This is a genomic window from Actinospica acidithermotolerans (assembly GCF_018139625.1).
GTDB classification, from domain to species: domain Bacteria; phylum Actinomycetota; class Actinomycetes; order Streptomycetales; family Catenulisporaceae; genus Actinospica; species Actinospica acidithermotolerans.
The window spans coordinates 1-22839 of sequence record NZ_JAGSOH010000058.1; the positions used below are offsets into that span (position 1 = coordinate 1).

A 22839-nucleotide genomic window follows, 5' to 3' on the forward strand; every position below is an offset into this window, starting at 1 on the left:
GCTCCTGCGTTCCGTAGCGGCGCTCGTCCTGCGCGGCCCAGCGGCCGGCCTGCCGGCGCGAGACGCGGTTGGAGACCGCGGTCGCCGTGCCGGCGATCGCCGCGGTGCGGGCTACGCCTCTGATCAATCCGGGCATGATGTCCTCCAGACGGGGTCGGGGTTTGCTGTGGCGGCGGACCGAGGTCGGCGGCGGATCAGGGCACGGGGGTGTCCAGCTCGTCGAGCACCCGGAGGAACTCCTGCACCGGGATCCGGCCGCCCGCGACGAGCCGGGCGCCGTTGCGGCGCAGCGTCGTGGCCAGCGGGGCGGCCCAGACGTTCTCGTAGATGAGGATGGCCGCGCAGTCGCCGGGCTCGAGGTCCGCGCCGGCCTCGTCGAGGTCCTCGGTGCCCAGCAGGCCGGAGGAGGCGCCCTCGAACACGGCCAGGTCGAACTCGCCGTCGCCGTCGAGGTCGCCGATCAGCACCTTGACCAGGCTGCCGTCCGCCTGCTTGATCTCGAAGGCCAGGTCGAGGATCCGGATGATGCCCCGGTCCACCAGGTCGACGAGGTGCGCGAAGCCCTCGCCGGTGACCTTGCCGCCGGGAAAGGCGATGACGAGGTAGTCGATGGGGCCCATTTCGTTGAGTTCGGTGATCATGTCGCTCCTCCGGTGAATCGCTGCTCGGAACGGTCCAGCTCCTCGTCCAGGGCGAGGGCGGCGGCGACGAGCGCCAGATGGGTGAACGCCTGCGGGAAGTTGCCCAGCTGCTCGCCGGACGGCCCGATCTCCTCGGCGAACAGTCCGACGTGGTTGGCGTAGGTGAGCATCTTGTCGAAGGCGTAGCGGGCCTGCCGCAGCTGCCCGGCGCGGGCGAGCGCTTCGACGTAGAGGAAGCTGCACAGGTTGAACGTGCCCTCGGAGCCGCGCAGGCCGTCGGGCGAGGCCTCCGGGTCGTACCGGTAGACCAGGCTGTCGCTGACCAGCTCGCCGTCCATGGCCCGCAGCGTGGAGAGCCAGTCCGGGTCGCGCGGCGAGATGAAGCCGACCTTCGGCATCAGCAGCAGCGAGGCGTCGAGCACGTGCGTCTTGTAGTGCTGCACGAACGCCTTGCGCTCGGAGTTCCAGCCGCGCCGCAGGATCTGCTCGAGGATGGCGTCCCGGACACCGGTCCAGCGCTCGAGGTCGGCCGGCCGCGCGAACTGCCGGGCGAGCCGGATGCCGCGGTCGAAGGCGACCCAGGTCATCAGCCTGCTGTAGGTGAAGTCCTGCCGGCCGCCGCGGGTCTCCCAGATGCCCTCGTCCGGCCGGTCCCAGTGGTCGGTGAGCCAGTCGAGCAGCCCGGCGAACACCCGCCAGCCGCGGATGCCGCCGATGTCCCCGGACTGCGCCAGGGCGTAGGCGGCCTCGCCGTAGATGTCGAGCTGGATCTGGTCGGCCGCCGCGTTGCCGGCCCGCACCGGGGCGGACTTCCGGTAGCCCTCGAAGTGCTCGAGGACCTCCTCGGACAGCTGCGGGCTGCCGTCGATCCGGTACATGATCTGCAGCGGCTCGCCCGAGGCGGTGCCGCCGGCCTCCAGCCGGTCGCGCAGCCAGCGGCGGAACGCGAACGCCTCCTCCTCGAATCCGAGGTCGATCAGCGCGCCGACCGAGAGCGAGCCGTCACGCACCCAGGTGAACCGGTAGTCCCAGTTGCGCTCGCCGCCGATCTGCTCGGGCAGGCCCATCGTGGCCGCGGCGATCGGCGCGCCGCTCGGATGGTATGTCAGAAGCTTGAGGGTGATGGCGGACCGGTTGACCGCGTCGTGCCAGCGGCCGCGGTAGCTGGAGCGGCGCAGCCAGGAGTGCCAGAAGTCGTTGCAGGCGTCGAGCGAGGCGACGATCGTCTCCACCGGCGCGGGCGGCTCCGGCGCCTGTCCGGGAGCGTCGCTGGTGAGCACGAGGGCCGCCGTCTGCCCGGCGCCGAGGGTGACCCGCGCGGTGACGTCGTGCCCGTCCGCGCGCAGCATGATCGGGTGGGTGGCCTGCACGTGCAGGTCGATGTCGGGCCCTGAGAAGACCGCGGTGCCGTCGTCGGCGAACCTCAGCGTGTGCGTCGCGCGCCCGTAGTCGAAGCGCGGGCGGCAGACGAACTCGAAGGGCATCGAGCCGCGCACCACGCGCAGGCCGCGGATCAGCCGGTGCCGGCTGGACGGGATCGGGGAGGTGTCCGGCTCCATGAAGTCGATGACCTCGCCGACCCCGGTCGGGCACATGAAGCGGGTGATCAGCACGGCCGTGTCCGGCAGGTAGAGCTGGCGGACGGTGCAGTCCGGCAGGCCGTCCATGTCGGCGGCGAGCTTGCAGTGGCCGCCGCGCTCGCTGTCCAGCAGCGAGGCGAACACGCTCGGCGAGTCGAAGCGCGGCGTGCACCACCAGTCGAGCGTCCCGTCGGCGGCCACGAGTGCGGCGGTCTGCAGATCGCCGACGATCCCGTGGTCCGCGATCATCGGGTAATCGTTCATCTCCACTCCGTTCGCCGTGTGCGGTCTTAGGGCCGAACGTAACCCCGCCGCGTCCGCCCGAGATCACCCTCCGTGGGTGACCCGGCGCCCGGAGCCGGGCGGGAGGGTTGAGGGAGGCGGTCGGAGGAGGGAGCAAGGCCCATGGCGGTTCAGACACCCGCGACCGCGCAGCAGCCAGCGAGGCTCGCGCGCGGCGTCCTCGGCCCCCTCGCGCTCGCGCAGTTCATCTGCAGCTTCGCGGGTTCGAACATGAACGTGATGATCAACGACATGAGTAAGGACCTGAATACCACGGTCCACGGCATCCAGGTCGCGATCACGACCTTCCTGCTCGTGATGGCGGCGCTGATGATCCCGGGCGGCAAGCTGACCGACCGCTACGGCCGCAAGCGCTGCTTCCTGGTCGGCCTCGCCGTGTACGGGGTCGGCGCCGTGCTGAGCGCGGCGGCCCCCGGCCTCGGCGTGCTCATCCTCGGCAACTCGATCCTCGAGGGCGTCGGCACGGCGCTGCTCATCCCGCCCGTCTACATCCTGACGACGATGCTGTTCACCGACCTGACAGCCCGGGCCCGCGCGTTCGGCATCATCATGGCGATGGGCGGCCTGGGCGCGGCGGCCGGTCCGCTGATCGGCGGCCTGATCACCACGGCGATCAGCTGGCGGGCCGCCTTCGGCTTCCAGGCGCTGGTCATCATCGTGATCATCCTGCTGAGCCTGCGGATCAAGGACCCGGTGCCGCCCGACCCGCACCACGCCTTCGACGTCCAGGGCGCCGTGCTCTCGGCGGTCGGCCTGGTGCTGGTCGTCATGGGCATCCTTGCCGCGAGCACCAACCTGTGGCTGACCCTCGGCCTGATCGCCGGCGGCGTGCTCGTGCTGGCCTGGTTCAGGTTCTGGGTGCGCAAGCTGGAACGGACCGGCCGGGAGCCGCTGATCTCCAGCTCGATCTTCCGGGTGCGCGCGTCCAACCTCGGCCTGGTGACGCAGAACTTCCAGTGGCTGGTGCTGATGGGCACCTCCTTCACCGTCGCCACATATCTCCAGGTCGTGCGGCACTACGACGCCATCCAGACCGGCGTCATCTTCACCGCGGCCACGATCGGCCTGCTGGCGTCCTCGCTGCGCTCCGAGCCGCTGTCGAAACACTTCAAGCAGCGCACCCTGATCATGGCCGGGTTCATCGGCACGGCGGCCGGGATCGGCGTGCTGATCGGCATGGTGAAGGGCTATCCCGGTCCGTGGGCGTTCGCGCCGGGGCTGCTGCTGATCGGCCTCGGGATCGGACTGATGCTGACGCCGTCGGTCAACATCGTGCAGTCCGCCTTCCCCGAGGCGCGCCAGGGTGAGATATCCGGCGTCTCCCGCAGCATCTCCAACCTCGGATCATCCTTCGGCACCGCTATCGCCGGCACCATCCTGGTGGCCGACCTCACCCGCAGCGCGTACGGCGCGGCGATGATCGTGCTGGCGGTCATCGCGCTGGCCGGCCTCGTGGTCGCGGCGCGCCTGCCCGAGGGGGACCAGCGCACATGACTCCCTATGAGTTCCGCATCGACGGACTGCTGGCCGAGTCGATCCTCTACGAGGCCTTCCCCGAACTGGACGGCATCTTCGTGGCGAACCAGACCATCCTGTTCGGCGAGATCACCGACGACGCGCATCTCTACGGGCTGCTTGCCCGCTTCCAGGCGCTCGGGCTGCGGGTGACCGAGCTGCGCCGGCTCCCCGACCACCCGCGCGTCAGCTGACGCCCACTCGCATCGGTCGACGCCGACTGAAGCAGTCTTTCAAGCCGACTGAAGCGGGCCTTTAAATCAGTTTCATCTCACTAAATCAGTTTCATCTCACTAAATCAGTTTCATCTCACGCGCCCGCCGGACGGCCTCGCCCCGGCGGCTCGCGCCCAGCTTGCGGTTGATGTTCTTCAGGTGCGTCTTGACCGTGTTGACCGACACGAACAGGTCGGCCGCGATCTCGTCGGTGGACATCAGCTCGGCGGCTCGCTTCAGCACCTCGCACTCGCGCTCGCTCAGCGGCTCGACCAGCGCCGCGGGCCCCGACGCGGAGTCCGGCAGTTCCAGGATGTCGAAGCGCTGACGCAGGTCCGAGGGCAGCCAGCGGTAGGGCCGGGTGAGCGCGGGGTCGGCGCGGAGCATGCTGCGCAGCCAGGGCGAGGCGAGCCGGTAAGGCAACCGCAGCCGCTCGCCGTCCGAGGCGGCCAGCGCACGCTGGACCAGCCGCCGGGCGGCGGCAGACCTGCCGAGCAGATCGACGGCCTGGGCGCGGGTCAGCAACTCCTGCACGTAGACCTCCGAAGCGGGTGCGAGGGGCGGCGACTCGAATCCGTCCAGCGCCTTCAAGGCGATCTCCGGCTCGCCGAGGGCCAGCCGGGCGCGGGCCGAGGCGACGGCCGTCTCCGGAGCGCGGGCGTCCGCGTCATCGAGGACTGCGACCGCCTCCTCCAGGTTGCCGTCCGCGAGGTACGCGGCGGAAGCGGTGGCCGCCAGCCGGTCCGCGAGCCACGGCGAGCGGCGAGCGGGGGACGTCCACTGGGCCTCGCGCAGCGTCTCCAGCGCCGCCTTCGGCTCGCCCCGGGCCAGCAGCAGCCTGGAGCGGGCGACGCGCAGCGCGCGGGCGATCATCGGGTCCTGCTGTTCGTTCATCGTGGCGTCGGCGCGGCGCAGTTCCTCGTCCGCGGCGTCCAGCTCGCCGTGGTCGATGGCCACCTCCGCGAGCACGAGCCGTCCGACGCCGGTGCGCGCTCCGGAGGCCAGCCCCGCGCGTTCGGCCTCTTCCACGGCGGCGCGGGCGTGCTCCTCGGCACGGGTCAGGCGGCCGTCGAGCACGTCGATCAGGCCGAGCTCGCCGAGGGATTCGTGCCGCAGCAGCTCCGCCCCCGGAAGCGCCGGCGACTCGGCCGCGACGGCGAGGGCGCGGCCCGCCTCGGCGAAGCGGCCGTCCCACAGCAGCGCGGCCCCGAGATCGCCCTGCAGGTGGACGGAGAGCTCGGGGTGCCCCTCGACCAGGCTGCGCGGCAGCCGGGCGCGCAGCTCGGCCGCCTCGTCGGCGGCGGCCCGCGCCTGTTCGGCGCTGCCCTGCAGCCGCGCCGCGAGCACGCTGAGCAGCGCGCCGGTGTAGCGCAGCGCGGTGACCTCGACCCCATCGTCCTCGGGCACCGTCTCGCGCGCATCGTGCAGATGGCGTACGGCCCGATCCGGGTCGTTGTCGGCCAGAGCCAGGCACGCGCGCACGAGCTCGGGCGCGGGCCCGGCCGTCTCGGCGGGCATCTCGGCGAACAGCGCGTTCAGCCGCGTGCTCTCGCGTCCGCCGAGCAGCCGCCCGATCGCCAGGCTGCGCACCAGCAGCGTGGCGGCGAACTCCCAGTCGCCGGCCTCGGCCGCGTGCGGCAGCGCCGCGACCACCTGCCCGTGCGAGCCGAGCCAGCGGGCCGCCCGCGCGTGCAGGCTGCGCCCGAGCTCGGGATGGCGCGCGCGCAGCCGGACGCGCAGGATCTCGGCGAGCAGCGGGTGGTAGCGGTACCAGCCGTGCCCGATCGGGCTGACGAAGGCGTTGGCGCGGTGCAGGTCGGCGAGGATCCCCGCGCCGTCCCGGCGCCCGGTGAGCGTGTCCGCGAGGTCCGGGTGGACCTGGTCGAGCAGGCAGGTGCGCAGCAGCAGGTCCCGCGTCTCGCCGGGCTGCACGTCGAAGACCTCGTTGATCAGGAACTCCGCGACGGTCTCGTGTTCGTTCTCGAACTCGCTCAGGCACGCCTCGGCGTCCGGTGCCTGCTGGGCGGCCAGCGCGGCGAGCCGCAGCCCCGCGGCCCAGCCGCCGATCCGCTCGTTGAGCGCGTGCACCGCCTCAGCGCGGATGCCGAGTCCGTGCACGCCGAAGAGCTCGATCGCCTCCTGCGGCGAGAATGCGAGGTCGGCGGCCCGCACCTCGGCCAGATCGCCGGCGGCGCGGTAGCGGTGCAGCGGAAGCAGCGGCTCGCGGCGACCGACGAGCACCAGCCGCAGACCGGGAGTGGCGTGCTTGAGCAGCTCGTGCAGCTCGGCGGCGATCGTCGGGCTGCCGATCCGGTCGAACTCGTCCAGCACGAGCGCGACGGGACGTTCGAGGTCGTGCAGGTGCGCCGCGAGCCGCGCGAGCATCGCGGGGTCGACGTGCGACGCGTCGGCCGGCGCCCGCATGTCCTCGGACAGCGGGACGCCGTGGTGCCGCAGCGCCTCGAGCACGTAGGCCCAGAAGACGCCCGGCGCGTTGTCCGTCGCCTCCACCGTCAGCCAGGCGGCGTCGCCGCTCCCGCGGCTGGTGCGGAACCATTGCGCGACCAGCAGCGTCTTGCCCGCTCCGGCCGGGCCGTTGACCAGGATCAGCGGGCCGCGCGAACCCTCCGTGAGGCGCCGCACGAGGTGCCCGCGCTTCACATAGTTCGCCGGCAGCACAGGTACGGCGAATCGGGCGACCATGATCGGGTCGCCGTTCGGGGTGCCTGCTCTACGAGACATCGTGCCTACCGCGGGGAGTCGGAAGCTAACTCAACGCAACCACGAACAATACAATGCCTGATGAGGCTCCGCAGATCGTAGGGACGTTCGGCCCGGTACCCGGCCGCCGAACGTCCCGCCGTGACCGCCGAACGCATCACCATGCTCCGGCTATAGGCCCGCGATCGTTTCCGGGGGACGGCGCGGCCGGCTCGCCGCCGGAGGTCCGCGCGGCGGCGCCGACGGCGGCGGTCACGCGGTCCAGCAGCGTCAGCGCCCGCGCCAGCAGACGCCGCTCGTCCGCGTCGAGCGTCGCGTCGAGGGCTTCCGCGAGCAGACGGACGCGATCTCCGCGGTCCGCGTCGATCGCGCTCCTGCCCTCCGGCGTCAGATCGAGGAGTTTCTTTCTCGCGTCGGACGGGTCGGGCCGGGTGGCGACCAGGCCCGCGTCGATCAGCTCCTTCACCGTCGCGGCCATGGTCTGGTGACGCACCTGCCGGCCGGCGGCCAGGTCGGCGGTGGTCATCGCGCCGCGCCGGTCGAGCACGTCCAGCACCGACGCCGGGATGGGGCCGAGCCGGTCCGCCACGCGCGCCGCCCGCACCAGATCGCTCACCGAGGAACGGAGGTCCGCGGCGAGGCGGGCGGAGTCCGGCGACGGGCCGGCGGAGGCGGAGTTCATGCCCTGAAGACTAACAGCTACACAGGCCATCCTGTACAGTTTCACCTGTACAGTTGAGCTGTAGGAAAACCGGGAGCCCAGCATGGAGCTGACCAAGCACGCCCACGCGTGCGTGACCCTGGCCAAGGACGGCGCGCGGATCGTGATCGATCCGGGCACGTTCACCCCCGACGCCGCGGACGCGGTGGCCGCGGCGGAGGCCGTCCTGATCACCCACGAGCACTTCGACCACTTCGACGAGGAGCTGATCGCCCGCGCGCTGGAGGCCCGTCCCGGGTTGCGCGTCTTCGGCCCGGAGTCCGTCGTGGGCCGCTGGTCGGGGCGCCCCGGCCAGGTCCGCGCGGTCGCGGCCGGCGAGCGGATCGACGTGGCCGGATTCGACGTCGCCGTCTTCGGCGAGCTGCACGCCTCGATCCACCGCGACATCCCGCGCGTGCCGAACGTCGGCTACCTCGTCGACTCAGACCTCTACCACCCCGGCGACGCCTACCACGTCCCGGACGCCGCGGTCGGCACTCTGCTGCTGCCCACCAGCGGGCCGTGGACGAACCTGGGCCAGGCCGCGGACTACGTGCGCGAGGTCGCGCCGCAGCGGGCGATCCAGATCCACGAGGTCATGCTCAGCGAGATCGGCCAGCAGTCGACCGCCCGGTTCCTGAGCCCCGGCATGCTCACGACCGTCCCGCTGACCATCGTCCCGATCGGCGACACGGTCGCGGTCGGCTGATCCGGCCGCCGCGCCGTCTCCCGCCGACGGCCGCTCACCGGCCGTCGGCGGACCCCGCCTCGGCCACGGTCGCCTCGGCGGCGTTCGCGCCGGCGGCCATCGAGACCGGCGGCAGGGCGCTGGTGACGGCGCGGACGATGCCGCGCAACCACTGCTGCGCGGGATCCGCGTCGAGGCGGGGGTGCCAGCACATCTGGTATCGCAGTGGCTTGATCTCCTCCGGCGCCCGCACGACGCGGAGCCACGGATCCGGCCGCGAGTCGGACAGCAGGCGCGCGGGCAGCGTCGCGATGAGCGGCGTCCCGGCGACCGCCGGCGTGGCCGCGGAGTGGTACGGCACGGTCAGCCCGGCCCGACGAGGCGTGCCGAGCTTTTCGAGCCGGTCCTCGATCACGGTCTGCCGGCCGTCGCGGGTATCGACGATGACGTGCGCGGCCCCGAGGTACTCCTCCAGGGTGAGCCGCTCCCGGTCGGCCAGAGGGTGGTCACGGCTCATGACGCACAGGAACTCGTCGTCGAAGAGGTGCTCGGTCTGCAGCGCGGACAGCGGCCCGACCGGCCCGTAGAAGACCAGGTCGACCCGGCCGCGGTCGAGATCATCGAACACTGAATCATGCCAGCTGCGGAACCGCAGCGTCGAACGGGGCGAGCCGCGGAAGACACGCTGGAACACGGCCGGCGTGAACACCGAGGCGTAGTCGGTCCCGGCCAGCTGGAACGCCTCGGTCGCCTCGGCGGGGTCGAAGGTCTCGGGGGCGAAGAGCGCCTCGAGTTCAGGCAGGATCGCGGCCAGCCGACGCTGCACGCGCTCGCCGCGCGGCGTGAGCTGATAGCCCCCGGGCGTGCGCACGAGCAGCTCGTCGCCCAGTGTGAGGCGCAGGCGTTGCAAGGCCCTGCTCATGGCGGGCTGGCTGAGCCCGGCCAGCTCCGCGGCGTGCGACACGTGCCGTTCCTCGAGCAGCGCGGCCAGCGGCCCGAGCAGGTTCAGGTCGACCCGATCGATATGTGCCATGAGCATAACCTCCACACCAAGCATGCCCCTCGATATTCACGGCAGTCATCGTAGGGACGTCCGATGACGGGAATGACGCTTCACGGCCTTCGGCCGGCCTTCCCGCGCACTGCACATATCCTGCGTGCGTGGATGTGAGCGCTGCGGATCTCGACGACGGCCCGGCGACGGATCTGGCGGCTGTGGGGTGGGCGGAGGGCTTCCGGAATTACCAGGTGGAGGCTCTGTCGGCCATCGAGGCCGTGTTCGCGTCGGGCCGGTCGCGGTGCTGGACGGTGCTGCCGCCGGGAGCCGGGAAGACGTTGGTCGGGCTGGAGTCCGCGCGGCGGCTGGGGCGGGCGATCGTGGTCTTCGTGCCGAACACGGCGATCCAGGGGCAGTGGATGCGTACGTGGGAGCGATTCGCGCCGGAGAAGATCGTGGGCGTGGGGGCCGAGCGTGACCTGCGGCAGCCTGTCACGGTTCTGACCTACCAGTCATTGGCGGTATTCGACGATGAGAATGGGGATGGCAGTGCCAAGGCGGGCGGCGGGTCGCTGCTTGAGCTGCTGCACGAGAACGGGCGCGCGCTGGTGGCCGCGATGCGCGAGGCCGGCCCGCTCACGATCGTGCTCGACGAATGCCATCACCTGCTGGAGGTCTGGGGGCGCCTGGTCGCCGAACTGCTCGACGAGCTGAGCGACGCGACGGTGCTCGGCCTGACCGCGACGCCGCCGGAGACGCTCACCAGCAGACAGGCACAGCTGGTGGAGCGGCTCTTCGGGGCGCCGGTCTACGGCGCGAGTCTGCCGGCCGTCGTCAGGTCGGGGTTTCTCGCGCCGTTCACCGAGCTGGCGTTCCTGACGACCCCGTCGCCGGTCGAGGCCGATTACATTCGCGGGCAGGCGGAGCGGTTCGCCGAATTCCGCGGCGGGCTGCTGGATCCGTCGTTCGCGTCGACCGGGTTCCTGGCGTGGTGCGACAGCCGTTTCGTCGTGCGCGCCGCGGGCGTGGAAGCGGGCGACGGCGGCGCGATTGCGTGGGGCCAGTTGGAGAGGCAGGAGCCGGAGTTGGCCGGCGCCGCGCTACGGCTGCACCACGCGGGACTGCTCGCGCTTCCGCCCGGCGCGCGGGTTCGCGAGGAGCATCGGCAGGCGCCGTCGGCGGAGGACTGGGTCGCGCTGCTCGACGATTATGTCGGCAACTGCCTGAGCGGGTCTGCGGAGTCGCAGGACGCTGCGGCGGTGGCGGCGATCCGGGCCGCACTGCCGTCGATCGGGTACCGGCTCACGGCGCGCGGCATCAAGGCCGCGCAGTCGCCGGTGGACCGCGTACTCGCGCGGAGCGAGGCGAAGACAGACGGTGCCGTCGAGATCGTGGCGGCCGAGAGCGGGCATCTTGGCGACACAGTCAGGGCTCTGCTGTTGTGTGACTACGAGCGGGCCGGCGGGACGGTCTCGGCGGCGTTGGCCGACGTACTCGATCCGCAGGCGGGCGGGGCGCTACTCGCTCTGCGCAGGCTCGTCGAGGACGAGCGGACCGCTGACCTGGAGCCGATGCTCGTGACCGGGCGCACGGTGGCCGCGGCGCCGAGGAGCGCCGCCGCGTTCGTCGAGTGGGCGCACCGCGAGCAGCCGGGGCTGGCGCTCGCGGTCGAGGTCCGCGACGGCATCGGCTACGTGGTCGGCGCGTGGAGTTCGCGCACATGGGTCACGTTGGCGACGCGGTACTTCGAATCCGGCCGGAGCCGGGCCCTTGTGGGCACGCGGGCGCTGCTCGGCGAAGGCTGGGATGCCCGGCGCGTGAACGTGGTCATCGACCTGACGAGCGCGACGACGACCGGCTCCGTCGTGCAGATGCGGGGCCGCGGGCTGCGCCTCGACCCGGCGTGGCAGGCGAAGATCACGAACAACTGGACGGTGGTCTGCGTCGCGGACGGCCATCCCAAGGGCGCGGCGGACTGGCACCGATTCGTCCGCAAGCACGAAGGCCACCTCGCCGTGAACGGCGCGGGCGAGATCGTCTCCGGGATCGGCCACGTCGATTCGGCCTTCTCGCCGTACGGGCCGCCGGAGACCGGCCGCTTCGCTGAGTCGAACGCTGCGATGCTCATCCGGGCCGGGGAGCGCGACGAGACTCGGCGGCGATGGGCGATCGGCACGCCGTACACGGATGAGCTGGTTCATACGATTCGGGTCTCGACGAGTCGGGCGGCACAGGCGACCGTGCCGGTATCGGTCACGTCCGCACAACTCAGGGCTCTCCCGGCCGCCAGCGGCATTGCGATGCGCGCATCGCGGCGGTTCGCGCTGTGGTTCACGCCGGGCAAGGCGGTGCGCATCCTTGCTGAGGCGGCGGGCGAGCCGCCGCTCGGCACGCTCGGCTTCGCGACCGCCGACGCGCTCAAGGCCTGCGGCCTCTCCCCCGTCGGAGCCGAGGCGGTCAGCGCGGTGACGTCGCCGGACGGCACGTACCGACTCCAACTCGGCGGCGTCGACAAGGCGACCTCGCTGCGCTTCACCCAAGCCCTCGATGAGCTGATCGGCCCGATCGCCGAACCACGCTGGCTCATACCCCGCTTCCATCTGGCCGCGCTGCCGGCCGATCGCCGTGCGCAGCGAGCCGTCGCGCGCGCCTGGCTGCTGGGCAAGGCACCGCACAACGCCGTCGTCTACCACGCCGTGCCCGCGCCTTTCGCACGCGGCGTACGCCGTCTGGAGGCATTCGCCGTGGCGTGGAACCGGTACGTCTCGGCGGGCCGGCCGCTCGCGTCGGCGTCCGCGGAGGGCGAGGGGATCATGGTCACGCATCGCGGATCAAGCCCGCTCGACGTGACGACCACGCTCCGCGTCAGCTGGAACTGAGCGCGCCTGCCCCGGGATGGAATGGCGGATCCGTGCGCGGCCGGCGGATGAAGTAGCGGTTTCCTGCGCTTCGGCGCGAGTAAGCGCGCTGGGGCGAGCATGGGCAGGCTCCGCTTGATCCGCTTGATCCGCTTGATCCGCTCGCCGGAAATCCGCTCAGGGAGAGATGCCATGCCGTCCGCCGCACTCGTCGAATCCGCCGCCGCGCTTCAGCCCGGGCTAGCGGCGCTGCGCCGCGCGCTGCATCAGGAGCCTGAGATCGGCCTCGACCTTCCGCTCACGCAGGCGAAGGTGCTGGCGGCGTTGGAGGGGCTGGGACTGGAGGTGGGCACCGGGAAGAAGCTCAGCAGCGTGGTCGCGGTGCTGCGCGGGGGACGGCCGGGCCCGGCGGTTCTGCTGCGGGCCGACATGGACGCGCTGCCGGTGCAGGAGGCGCCGGGGCTGGCGTACGCCTCGAGGATCGCGGGCGCGATGCACGCGTGCGGGCACGACATGCATGTCGCCGCGCTGGTCGGGGCGGCGAAGCTGCTTGTGGAGCGGCGTGACTCGATCGCGGGCTCCGTCGTGTTCATGTTCCAGCCCGGCGAGGAGGGCGACGGCGGCGCGCAGCTGATGATCGACGAAGGCGTGCTCGACGCGGCCGGGGAGCGCGTCGTGGCGGCGTACGCCCTGCACGTCGCGGCTGCGCTGCTGCCGACCGGCTGGGTCGCGTCGCGTCCGGGGCCGATCATGGCGGCGTCCGACACGCTGCGGGTGACGTTCCGCGGCCGCGGCGGTCACGGCTCCACGCCGCACGCCGCGGTGGATCCGGTGCCTGCTCTGTGCGAGGCGGTCCTCGGCCTGCAGACGATGGTGACGCGGCGGATCGACGCGTTCGATCCGGTCGTGCTCACGGTCGGCACCCTGCACGCGGGCAGCGCCGAGAACGTGATCCCGGAGACGGCGGAGTTCGCGGCGACGGTCCGCTCGTTCTCCGTCGCGGCGCGCGAGAAGGTCGCGGAGGAGGCGCTGCGCGTCGTGCGCGGGATCGGCCAGGCGCACGGATTGACCGTCGAGGCGGAGTTCGTGAGCGGTTACCCGGTCACTGTGAACGACCCGACGGAGGCCGCGTTCGCCGCGCGTACGGCGGTGGAGGTGCTGGGCGAAGGCCGCTACGTCGAGATGCCGCACGCCATCGCGGGCTCCGAGGACTTCGGCGTCGTGGACAAGCTAGTGCCTTCGGCGTACGTGATGCTGGGTGCGTGCCCGGCGGACCGGGACGCGTTCTCAGCCCCCTACAACCACGCCCCCGAGGCGGCGTACGACGACGCCGTGCTCGGCGACGGCGCGGCGCTGCTCGCGGCACTCGCCCTCGGTCGGCTCGCACGCGGCTGACTCCACCTCGGCGTCACGGCTGACCCCGCATCAGCGTCACGGCCGACTCCGCATCAGCGTCACCACTGACTCCACCTCGGCGCCACGGGCCGACCCCACATCGGCGCCACTGCCGACCCCACATCGGCGTCCCGGCCGACCCCGCATCGGCGCCACGGGCGACCCCCCTCGGCGTCACGGCGTCGCCCACGGGTCGATCGGGACGTATCCGCGGGCGCGGCCTTCCGCGTCGGTGAGGTGGCCGACGAGCTTGACCGTGCGCAGGACGAGCTGCCGGTCGATCACGCGGGCGTTGCCGCGCGCGCCCAGCTGCGCCTCGATCCGCCGGGCGTCGCCGGTGCCGTGGGTCTGCACGTTCGCCGCCACGTTGGCCGTCGCGCCTGCGAGCACGCCGCACATGCGGATCGGGGCTGCCTGGGCCAGCCACTGCGTGGTCTGCTCCAGCTCGTTCGCGGGCACGTCGAGCAGGAGCCATGTCGCCAGCATCTGCCCGCTCAGCCGCGTGGACGCGTCGCAGCGCAGCACGATTCGACCGGAGCGGCGCAGTTCCTCCATCCTGCGACGCGCCGTCGCCGCGGGCAGTCCCGTGCGTTCCGCGAGCCGTGCGACCGGCATCCGGCCGTCCTCGCCGAGCGCCTGCCACAGCGCGCGGTCGGTCATCGCGCGACGCAGTGCCCTGCCGTGGATCGGGCCCGAGTCGTCGGCGACGGCGCCGAGGCCGGCGGCGATGGCCTGCTGCTGCGCCGGATCCAGCGCGCCCTCGCGCCACCTGCTGCCCTCGCGCAGGGTGCGCTCGACCAATGCCGTGCGGGTGCGCAGCACGCCGGGGACGCGGCCGATCCTGTCGAGCACGTACGCCGTGACCTGCCGCGGTTCGACTGCCGCGACGGTGATCATCAGGTCGGTCGCGCCGCTGACCACCTCGACCGTGGGCGTCTGCGGGTCGCCGGCCAGGGTCTCGGCCACGTCGTACACCGCGTCGGCCCGGCATTCGACGGCGACGAGCGCGGTCAGGCCGACGCCCATCCGCTCGGCTGACGGGTAGCAGGTCACCCAGGCGTCGCCGTCTGCCGCCAGCCGGGCCCAGCGGCGGGAGAGCGTGGCCGCGTCGACGCCCAGCGGTTCGGCCAGTTTCGACCACGGTGCGCGCGGATCGATGCGCAGAGCGTCGACCAGGGCGAAGTCGAGCTCGTCGATCATGGCCGATCCTTGCATGCGGAGGGTCTATTCCGCGGCATCCGTGCGAGGAGGGATGCCGCGCTCCCAGGTTAGCCATTCTTTCCGCCATGCCTCGCCCCTTCGCCCGACCCGGCGCGCTCGTCGGCCTGCTCGTCCTGGTCGAGCTGTTCAGCGGCACGCTGCAGGGCGCCTTCCCGATCCTGCTGCCGCACCTCGCGACCGCGCTGCATTTCAGCGCGGGCGCGCAAGCACTGGTCAGCGGCGTGAACTTCCTGGTCGCCGGCGTGACCGTGCCGCTCGGCTCGCGGCTGGGCGACCTGCTCGGCCACCGGCGGCTGCTGCTGGCGACGCTCGCGATCACCTGCTTCGGCTACGTGCTCTCGGCCGCCGCCCGAAGCCTGCCGCTCCTGCTGGTCGGCCAGGCGTTCGCCGGGGTGCTCAGCTGCTGGCTGCCGCTGGAGTTCGCGCTGCTGCGCGACCGGCTCGGCGAGGAGCGCGGCGGACGCGCGGTCGGCCTGCTGGTCGGCTCGCTGACGCTGGGGACGATCGTCGGCGACGTCGCACGGCCGGGGCTGTGGGTGCTGGCCGTGCTGCCGGCCCTGTCGCTGCTGGCGGTCTGGGCCTTCGCGCCGGAGTCGGCGACCCGCGCGGTCGGCCGCATCGACGTGCCGGGCGCGGCGCTGCTCGTGACCGGGCTCGGGTTGATGTTCGGGTGCTTCAGCAGCGTCGGCAAGTCGACCGGGCCGCTACTGACCGGCGCACTGTTCCTGGGCGCGGTAGCCGTGCTCGCGCTGTTCGTACGGCAGGAGTTGCGCACGCACTCGCCGACCGTGGACGTGCGGATGCTCGCCCGCCGCGCGACCGCGCCCGTGTTCGGGCTCAGCTTCCTGCTCGGCGTCGTACTCTACGGAGCGCAGTCGCCGACGCTCTCCTTCCAAGCGGCCAACCCGCACTCGGTCGGCTATGGCCTGAACGCGGGCTCGCAGCTCCTCGGCCTGCTGTCGCTCCCGGCCGTGCTCGCGGCGATGATCGGGGCGCTCACCGCGCACCGCCTCGCCCTGCGGTTCGGTCCGCGCTCGCTGCTGGCGACCGGATTCGCGATCAGCGCCATCGGCTACGTCGCCATCGCGGCGAACCACGGCAGCGCGGCCTCCTTCATCGCGCCGAGCGCCATCGCCGGGTTCGGCGGCGGCGTAGGGCTCTCCGTGCTGCCGGGACTGCTCATGCGGCGGATGCCCGCCGACCAGACGGGCATCGGCACCGGCGTCTACAACACCTTGAAGACCCTCGCCGGAGCCGCCGCGGGCGCGGTCGGCGCGGCGGCCCTGGACTCTCTCGTGCTGCGACCCGGCGTGCCGGCCGAGAGCGCGTACGTCACGATCTGGGCCGGATGCGCGGTGCTCTGCGCGCTCGGCGTGCCGGTCGCGCTCGCCCTGCGCGCGAGCCATGACGACGCATCGGAAGTCTCACTGCTTGGTTCCCAGCCCTCGCCCGCCGCATGAGCTGCTAGTTTCCATCGCATGGTGGACCACGGCGACACGGCGACCCTCCGGACGCGGCTGACCAACGCCGAGAGCGGCGTGCTGCTGTTCGGCATCACGCCGCCCCGGCTCAGCGCCAGCGACGAGCGGATCCGGGAGATCGCCGCCGCCACGCTGGCGCGGCTGAAGTCGCTCGACGTGGACGGTCTCGCGGTCTACGACATCGACGACGAGAGCGACCGCAACCCGCAGGAGCGGCCGTTCCCGTATCTGCCGACCATGGATCCGGCCGTGTTCCACGCCGACTACCTCGGCGAGTGGAACCGCCCGGCGGTCATCTACCGTTGCGTCGGCAAGTACACCGGCACGGAGCTGCGGACGTGGCTGCGGGAGGCCGATCCGGAGAGTGTGCTGAGCGTCTTCGTCGGCGCCTCTTCGAAGGGCAAGGAGGTGCGGACTCGGCTCCCCGAGGCCCAGGCTCTGCGCCGCGACGTCCGCCCGGAGCTGCTGCTCGGCGGCGTCGCCATCACCGAGCGCACCGACGAGCACCTGCGGCTGATCGCGAAGCAGGAGGCTGGCTGCTCCTACTTCATCTCGCAGGTCGTCTACAGCGCCGACGCCGCGAAGAGCATGGTCTCCGACTACTACTACGCCTGCCGCGAACGCCGGATCGAGCCGAAGCCCGTGCTGTTCACGCTCTCCGTGTGCGGCTCGGAGAAGACCCTCACCTTCCTGAGGTGGCTCGGCGTCGACGTCCCGCGCTGGCTGGCGAACTCGCTGCTGCACGCGGACGACACGCTCGCCGCGTCGTACGAGCACTGCCTGGCCAACGCCCGGGACCTGATCGCGTTCTGCGGCGCGCTCCGCATGCCGTTCGGCTTCCTCGTCGAAAGCGTCTCGATCCGCAAGGCGGAGATCGAGGCCTCCGTCGCGCTGGCGGCCGAGCTGAGCGAGCTGCTCGGCCGCGGCGGCGAGTCGCTCACCTGAGCGGCATATCGGCGAAGCACTCGTGGCCCGGGACGGCCGAGTACCGGCCCGACGCGGCCGAGATCCCGTGAGAGCGCGGGGAGTTCAGGTGCTTCGAACGCGTCGAAGCGAGTTCAGAGCATCTGAGTGAGGTTGTTGATGACGATCTGCTCGACGTCCACCGAGGGGTTGTTGGGCTGCAGCCGGAAGTGGCCGAGCCACCCGAAGATCGTCTGAGCGCCGCCGGCGATGCCCGGGTAGTCGGTGGACCAGCCGCAGGCGTAGTGCAGTGCCCCGCCCGAGGAGAGCAGTTCGTTGGAGGGGATGTAGGCCGGATACTCGTTGGCGTACCCGCAGACCCACATTCCGTTGGAGCCTCCGTATCGGGATCGGAAGTAGACGGCGTAGCCGGAGACCAGCTCGCCGGCGGAGAGGGCGAGATTCAAACGAGGCGAGCCCTGCAACTGCCAGGTTTGCTGCGGTACGTACATGGAGGTCGCGAACGAGCCGTTGTCGATCTGCCCGATCATCATCTCAGCGTGCCGCCGGAAATAGCCGGGAAGCGCGCTGTTCGCCTGGCGAGCGACATAATCGGCACGCACCTGCGCGAGGTTCGCCGGGGTGTTGGTGATGTCGAGCGGAACCGTGACGTCGCGGTAGTCGGTCAAGATCGGGCCGGTGACCCGTCGTCCCCGCTTGGCGAGCGCGTTGACCACTGTCTGCCCGAGATCGGTGCCGTACTGAGTACTCAACTGCCAACTGAAGTCGCCGACCGGGTCCTGGTCTCCGGCCGATCCGGTCAGGAACTGGGCGTGCGCTTTCGTCGCATTCTCGATCAGAGTGCACGCCACGCCCGGGTAGTCCGGGTCGCTGAGCGTCTGACCCCCCGCGGCGACGGGGTGGCAGCCGTAGCTGAAGAGCACGGCTAGCAGACTGCCGTCGGCGCTGCTGCGGGCTGCCAGGATCGGTACATCGCGTTCGACGTACGGCAATCCCTCACGGTTGTAGGAGAAGTCCTCGTCGGCGACTTGGTAGTCGAGGGTGCACGGGGTACGCGGGGCGTTCAGTGTGGTGCTCACCAAGGACACGATCGCGTCCTCGACAGAGGTGGTATAGGCCTGGATCGCGCTGGCCGCCGCGGAACCCGAGGAGATGTTGTAGGTGATGTACTCGACCAGTTCGTTGATCAGCGCGCCGCCGTTGTGCGTGTGAAGCGCGGAGAGGACGAAGTCGGACTGCGCGACGCCGAGTGCGGAGACCCGGTTGCGGATGTTCAGGTTGACCGCTCGGTCGAAGCCGAGCGTATCGGCCGTGACGATGACGTTCGGGTAGCCGCCATCCCACAGGATGATGCATCGCGCGTACAAGGGAGCGTTGTTCCCGGTCGACAGACGCGGCGTGTCCACTCCCCATCCTGCCAGGGGTGTCCCGACCGGCGGTGTGATCTCGGACTTGCCCACACTGATGGAAAGGGACGTCGCCCGCGCCTGCCGGCTCCGCCCGGCGACAGCGGTCGCCGCGGTGGCCGACGCGGCCGGGTTCATCATCTGGAGGAACGTCGCCGAGGTCGCGGCCCCGGCGAGGCTCAGAAACCTTCGGCGGGACGTACCTGCATTCTCGTCACACATGGCTCTCCTCACATCCGTCAGCAGGGGTACGCTCACCTGTTTAACAGGCGGCGACGATGAGGAGCCGTCGGCGCGCCGACGGTTGCGCCGACCGCAGTACCCTGTGACTGGAAGATCCCGGGCGTTCGCCGCCCCGTGGGACGGCGGCGGCGCGGACGAGCGCGCGCCCCCGATCGCGGGTGACCGAGGGCGCCTATCTGCGGGTTAGTGAGGCAGGGTCGTCGTGGGCTTGCCGACGTTGTCGATCATCACGATCCGGATCACGGTGCTCCGGCTGATCGCCGTCTCACCGGCTCACGAAGCAGCGCGCCTACCGCAGTGAGGCGCACTGCGGCGCTGCTCAGGACGGGGCGCCACATGCACACCGCGAACACGATCAGCCCGACCGCCATCAGTGCCAGCGGCACAACGGGTCCGAGCGGCGGCACCCACTTCTCCGTCAAGGGGTTCAGCGGAAGCACGTTGTCGGCCGGAAAGCCCCGCTCGAACCGCAACATGCTGACCCAGAGGGCGACGAACTGGAGCGGGAGCAGGACCGCCGCCATCCAGCGCAGCAGCGTCCTCGCCCGCTCAGCGCCCAGTGCGCCCGAGCGGCCGAGCTCGATCGCTGCGATCATCGGGGCTCCTGCCAGCAGGGGAAGCGCATAGCGTCCCTGGGAGAAGTAGAAGCCCTGCCTGAGCGCGCTGGCGTCCGTGATCATCAACATCGCGAACGCGATGACGATCGTCCCGCCGATCTGGATCTTCGCCCGGACACTGCCCAGCCACAGGCCGCCGACCAGGATGACCCCGAGAAAGGCGAGCCAGATCTGCGAGACGACGCCCGGGATGGGGATGTCGCCGTAGGAGGTGAGTCGCGTCATCCCGTCGATGTAGCCCGGCAGGCGGTTCCACAGCTCTTGGGCGGCGAGCTGCACGGGGGGCGTGTTCGGAGCGGTCGTCGCACCGGCCAGGTCGAAGTTCGGGCCGGCCAACTCGTCCCAGGCCAAGGCGATGGCACACGCGCAGGCCACCCCCGCCAGCGCGAGTCGCATACCCCGCGACCGCCACAGGGCACGAAGCTTCTCGCGGTCGGCGTTGAACACGCAGATGACGGTGATGGCCGCGAGCCAGCCGACGCCGAAGCCCCGAGTGACGGCGAGCAGCGCGCCGGAGCAGCACATGAGCGCGACCACCGGCCTGCGCACCGGACCGTGGGCCGTCAGATCGAGCAGGCTCACCCAGTAGGCGATCGCGGCGCCGATCTCCACTCCCGCCGGATTCACCGCACCCATCAGATTGACCACCGCCGGCGTGACGCCCACGGCGATTCCCGCGATGAACCAGAGCCTCCGCCCGCCGCTCCACGCGACCGCCACCGCACTGGCGAGCAGGGCGCTGATTTCAGCGTCCGTGATCAGCCTCGCGAGAACGATGCCTTTCATCGTCGGCCAGATGTGGATCACGGGCCCGACGAGCAGATAATAGGAGGGGTCGTAGCCTGAGGCACCGCTGATGTACCTCGTGTGCTCGTGCTGCGACTGCACGTTGGCGCCTGGCGTCTGCTGGCATTTCGCGCTGGCCTGCAGATTCCACCGGAAGCAGGCCGTGCCGTGCGGCACCAGGCTCTTCGCGGTGTAGACCTTGGAATCGGCCGGCCCCGCGAAAATCTGGCCGGAGGCGACGCCGTAGGCCCGGGTGACGTGCTGCATCTCGTCGGCCGGACCGTCGTACGGCATCGCGAGCGACCACGCCGCGCCGATCAGGAAGAACGCGGTGAACGCCACCGCCCAGACCAGTCGGGCCGCGCCCATGCGCGCCACGACGCGACGGGCGGCGAAGGATGGAGTCGCACGCGTCGGCGACACGTCGGACAACAATGTATTCCCCGCCTTTGACATGATGAGTAGATCCACTGGGGACGCGCTGTCCGCACGTCTTCAATCTGGCCGTCCGTCGAGACTGACCGCCCGCTCCGACTCCTCGACGGCTCGCCGCCTCATGATGACGCGCCCGATGTAGGGCGATACGGAGGGCGCCGGCTCCGGCGTGTCCGGCACGGGCTCAAAGACCCAACGCCGGTAGGCTACGAAGTTGAACACCGCGTTGAACGCGGTGGCGATGGTCTTCGATGCCAGGTAGTCGCTCCACAGGTGCGAGAGCCCTACGACGATGACGAGAGTGGTGACGTAGTTCACGCCGGACAGGGCCAGCAGCCGGGCTCCCTGACGACCCATCGGGCCGGATACCCGGAAGGTGAAGATCCGATTCAGCCCGAGATTCGCCGCGAAGGCACAGCAGAACGCCAGCGTGGTCGCGAGAGCGAGCGGCAGCCCGGCCTGAGCATGCAGCGCCCAGAGGGCTGCGATGTCGATCGCGTATACCAGGGCTCCGACCACTACGAATCGTAGCATCGTGGCGTCGAAGCGGGACGGGTGCCACATGAAGACGCCGAGCACGATGAGACCGATGATCATCAGAGCGATCGGCGCGACCGGGCCCAGCGGCGGCAGCCACTTTCCGATGAACGGATCGAGCGGAAGCTTTCCGCTGGCCGGATAACCGCTCTGAAATCGCAGCATGCTGCTCCAGAGCACGACGAGCTGGATCGGGAGCATGGCCACCGCCATCAAGCGCAGCAGCGCGGTCGCCCGTTCTGCGCCCACCGCACTCGAGCGGCCGAGTTCCCGCGCCCCGATCAGAGGTGCGCCCACCAGGAGGGGCAGCGCGTACCGTCCCTGGGAGAAGTAGATACCCTGCCGCAGCGCATCGACGTCCGTGATCATCAGGACGGCGAGCGAGACACCGATCGCCGCGGCGATCTGGATCCTCGTGCGACGGCTTCCCAGCCATAGGCCGCCGAGCACGAGAAGTCCCGCGAAGCCGAACCAGATCTGCGAAACCAGCTGCGGGACCTGGATGTCGCCGCCGTAGTAGTAGGTGTTCCGCACCAAGCCGTCCAGGTAGGACGGCAGGCGGTGCCACAACTCCTGGGCGACGACCTGCTGCAGGGTCTTGTGAGGTGTACTGGCGCCGGTCAGGTCGATATTCGGCCCCGCCAAGAAGTCCCAGACGCACGCGGCTGCGCACGCGCACCCCAGCCCTGAAAGGGCGAGCCGTACGCTGCGCATCCGCCACAGCGCGCGCAGCCGCTCCCGCCTGGCGCCGAGCACGCAGATGACGACGGTGGCCCCGAGCCAGCCCACACCGAAGCCGCGTGTGACGGCGAACAGCGCACCGGAGCACAGCAGGAGGGCGACCGACGACCTGCGCACCGGTCCGGCACCGACGAGGTCCAGAAGGCTCACCCAGAACGCGATCGCGGCGCCGATCTCGACTCCCGCCGGGTTCACCGCGCCCATCAGACTGACGACCACAGGTGTGGCGCACACCGCGATCCCCGCGACCAACCATCGGTTCCGTCCGCCGCTCCAGGCGATCGCGACCGCACTGGCGAGCAGGGCACTGATCTCGGCATCGGTGATCAGGCGGGCGAGCACGATGCCTTTCATCGTCGGCCAGATCTTGATCACCGGCCCGACGAGCAGATAGTAGGAGGGGTCGTAGCCGGAGGCGCCGCTCCCGACAGAGACGCGCGTGTGCTGCGCCTTCTGGTTCGCGCCGGGATTCTGCTGGCACTTGGCGCTGACCATGCTGTTCCACCTGAAGCAGCCGGCGCCGCGCGGAACGAGGCTCTCCGCCGTCGTCACGTTGGAATTGGCAGGTCCGGCGTAGATCTGCCCGGACGCGACGCCGTAGGCCCGGGTGACGTGCTGCAACTCATCAGGCGGCCCGTCATACGGCATCGCCAGCGACCAAGCCGCGCCGATGAGGAAGAACGCGGTGAAGACGATGACCCAGACCAGCCGGGCTGCGCCCACCCGCGCTACGACGCGGCGGGCAGCGAAGGATGAAGTCGCCTCCGTAGGCGACACGTCGGACAGCACTTGGGTTCCGCCTTTGACGACTGAGGTGTGGGCTTGGGAGGACGGG

At 71.0% G+C, this 22839-nt stretch carries 16 protein-coding genes and 1 pseudogene; 7 read left to right on the forward strand and 10 right to left on the reverse strand.

The genetic code is table 11. The features are described 5' to 3' along the window. From KDK95_RS38290 to KDK95_RS19415, 3 genes and pseudogenes are all read right to left on the reverse strand, one after another. Positions 1-136, reverse strand: a pseudogene (locus KDK95_RS38290) (SHOCT domain-containing protein); the annotation flags it as partial. A 58-nt stretch (positions 137-194) separates the two neighbouring features. Beyond that, positions 195-641 carry a DUF6325 family protein gene (locus KDK95_RS19410; protein ID WP_249161547.1) on the reverse strand — a complete coding sequence of 149 codons (447 nt, stop codon included), beginning with the start codon at positions 639-641 and terminating at the stop codon, positions 195-197. After that, positions 638-2485 (reverse strand): glycoside hydrolase family 15 protein, encoded by a 1848-nt coding sequence (locus KDK95_RS19415; protein ID WP_212519627.1) that lies wholly within the window; start codon positions 2483-2485, stop codon positions 638-640. Before KDK95_RS19415 ends, KDK95_RS19410 begins: the two co-directional genes overlap by 4 nt. A gap of 141 nt (positions 2486-2626) precedes the next feature. On the opposite strand from KDK95_RS19415, the gene KDK95_RS19420 reads away from it, so the two are divergent. Together KDK95_RS19420 and KDK95_RS19425 are read left to right on the forward strand one after the other, a co-directional pair. Further along, positions 2627-4018 (forward strand): MFS transporter, encoded by a 1392-nt coding sequence (locus KDK95_RS19420; RefSeq protein ID WP_212519628.1) that lies wholly within the window; start codon positions 2627-2629, stop codon positions 4016-4018. Continuing rightward, a complete protein-coding gene (locus KDK95_RS19425; protein ID WP_212519629.1) occupies positions 4015-4233 on the forward strand; it encodes a DUF8691 family protein in 219 nt (72 codons plus the stop codon). The genes KDK95_RS19420 and KDK95_RS19425 overlap by 4 nt, the downstream gene beginning before the upstream one ends. A 99-nt stretch (positions 4234-4332) precedes the next feature. Here KDK95_RS19425 and KDK95_RS19430 read toward each other — a convergent pair whose 3' ends face one another. Together KDK95_RS19430 and KDK95_RS19435 are read right to left on the reverse strand one after the other, a co-directional pair. After that, complete coding sequence (locus KDK95_RS19430; RefSeq protein ID WP_212519630.1) at positions 4333-6996, reverse strand: winged helix-turn-helix domain-containing protein; 2664 nt, start codon at positions 6994-6996, stop codon at positions 4333-4335. 136 nt (positions 6997-7132) lie between these two features. Continuing rightward, positions 7133-7657 carry a MarR family winged helix-turn-helix transcriptional regulator gene (locus tag KDK95_RS19435; protein ID WP_212519631.1) on the reverse strand — a complete coding sequence of 175 codons (525 nt, stop codon included), beginning with the start codon at positions 7655-7657 and terminating at the stop codon, positions 7133-7135. Between the two features lie 82 nt (positions 7658-7739). On the opposite strand from KDK95_RS19435, the gene KDK95_RS19440 reads away from it, so the two are divergent. Beyond that, positions 7740-8384, forward strand: coding sequence for an MBL fold metallo-hydrolase (locus KDK95_RS19440; RefSeq protein ID WP_212519632.1), 645 nt, complete (start codon positions 7740-7742; stop codon positions 8382-8384). Positions 8385-8418: 34 nt separating this feature from the next. On the opposite strand, the gene KDK95_RS19445 is transcribed toward KDK95_RS19440, so the two are convergent. Next, positions 8419-9396 (reverse strand): LysR family transcriptional regulator, encoded by a 978-nt coding sequence (locus KDK95_RS19445; RefSeq protein WP_212519633.1) that lies wholly within the window; start codon positions 9394-9396, stop codon positions 8419-8421. A gap of 128 nt (positions 9397-9524) precedes the next feature. Between KDK95_RS19445 and KDK95_RS19450 the strand changes: the two genes are divergently transcribed. Both KDK95_RS19450 and KDK95_RS19455 read left to right on the forward strand, forming a co-directional pair. Further along, positions 9525-12239 carry a DEAD/DEAH box helicase family protein gene (locus KDK95_RS19450; RefSeq protein ID WP_212519634.1) on the forward strand — a complete coding sequence of 905 codons (2715 nt, stop codon included), beginning with the start codon at positions 9525-9527 and terminating at the stop codon, positions 12237-12239. Positions 12240-12410: 171 nt separating this feature from the next. Continuing rightward, positions 12411-13613: a M20 metallopeptidase family protein gene (locus tag KDK95_RS19455; protein WP_212519635.1), complete on the forward strand. Its 1203-nt coding sequence runs from the start codon at positions 12411-12413 to the stop codon at positions 13611-13613. A 174-nt stretch (positions 13614-13787) separates the two neighbouring features. Here the strand turns inward: KDK95_RS19455 and KDK95_RS19460 are convergent, their stop codons facing one another. After that, on the reverse strand, positions 13788-14813 hold the full coding sequence (locus tag KDK95_RS19460) for an AsnC family transcriptional regulator (RefSeq protein WP_212519636.1): 1026 nt from the start codon (positions 14811-14813) through the stop codon (positions 13788-13790). Positions 14814-14899: 86 nt separating this feature from the next. On the opposite strand from KDK95_RS19460, the gene KDK95_RS19465 reads away from it, so the two are divergent. Continuing rightward, the gene (locus tag KDK95_RS19465; protein ID WP_212519637.1) at positions 14900-16294 is read left to right on the forward strand and encodes an MFS transporter; all 1395 of its coding nucleotides are present in this window, start codon (positions 14900-14902) and stop codon (positions 16292-16294) included. Positions 16295-16312: 18 nt separating this feature from the next. Next, on the forward strand, positions 16313-17260 hold the full coding sequence (locus tag KDK95_RS19470) for a methylenetetrahydrofolate reductase (protein WP_212519638.1): 948 nt from the start codon (positions 16313-16315) through the stop codon (positions 17258-17260). Between the two features lie 113 nt (positions 17261-17373). Here the strand turns inward: KDK95_RS19470 and KDK95_RS19475 are convergent, their stop codons facing one another. The 3 genes from KDK95_RS19475 to KDK95_RS19485 form a co-directional block, all read right to left on the reverse strand. After that, complete coding sequence (locus KDK95_RS19475) at positions 17374-18867, reverse strand: neutral/alkaline non-lysosomal ceramidase N-terminal domain-containing protein (RefSeq protein ID WP_212519639.1); 1494 nt, start codon at positions 18865-18867, stop codon at positions 17374-17376. A gap of 260 nt (positions 18868-19127) precedes the next feature. Then, positions 19128-20714 (reverse strand): DUF2142 domain-containing protein, encoded by a 1587-nt coding sequence (locus KDK95_RS19480; RefSeq protein ID WP_212519640.1) that lies wholly within the window; start codon positions 20712-20714, stop codon positions 19128-19130. A gap of 72 nt (positions 20715-20786) precedes the next feature. Next, the gene (locus KDK95_RS19485; protein ID WP_212519641.1) at positions 20787-22793 is read right to left on the reverse strand and encodes a DUF2142 domain-containing protein; all 2007 of its coding nucleotides are present in this window, start codon (positions 22791-22793) and stop codon (positions 20787-20789) included. Positions 22794-22839: the final 46 nt, after the last annotated feature.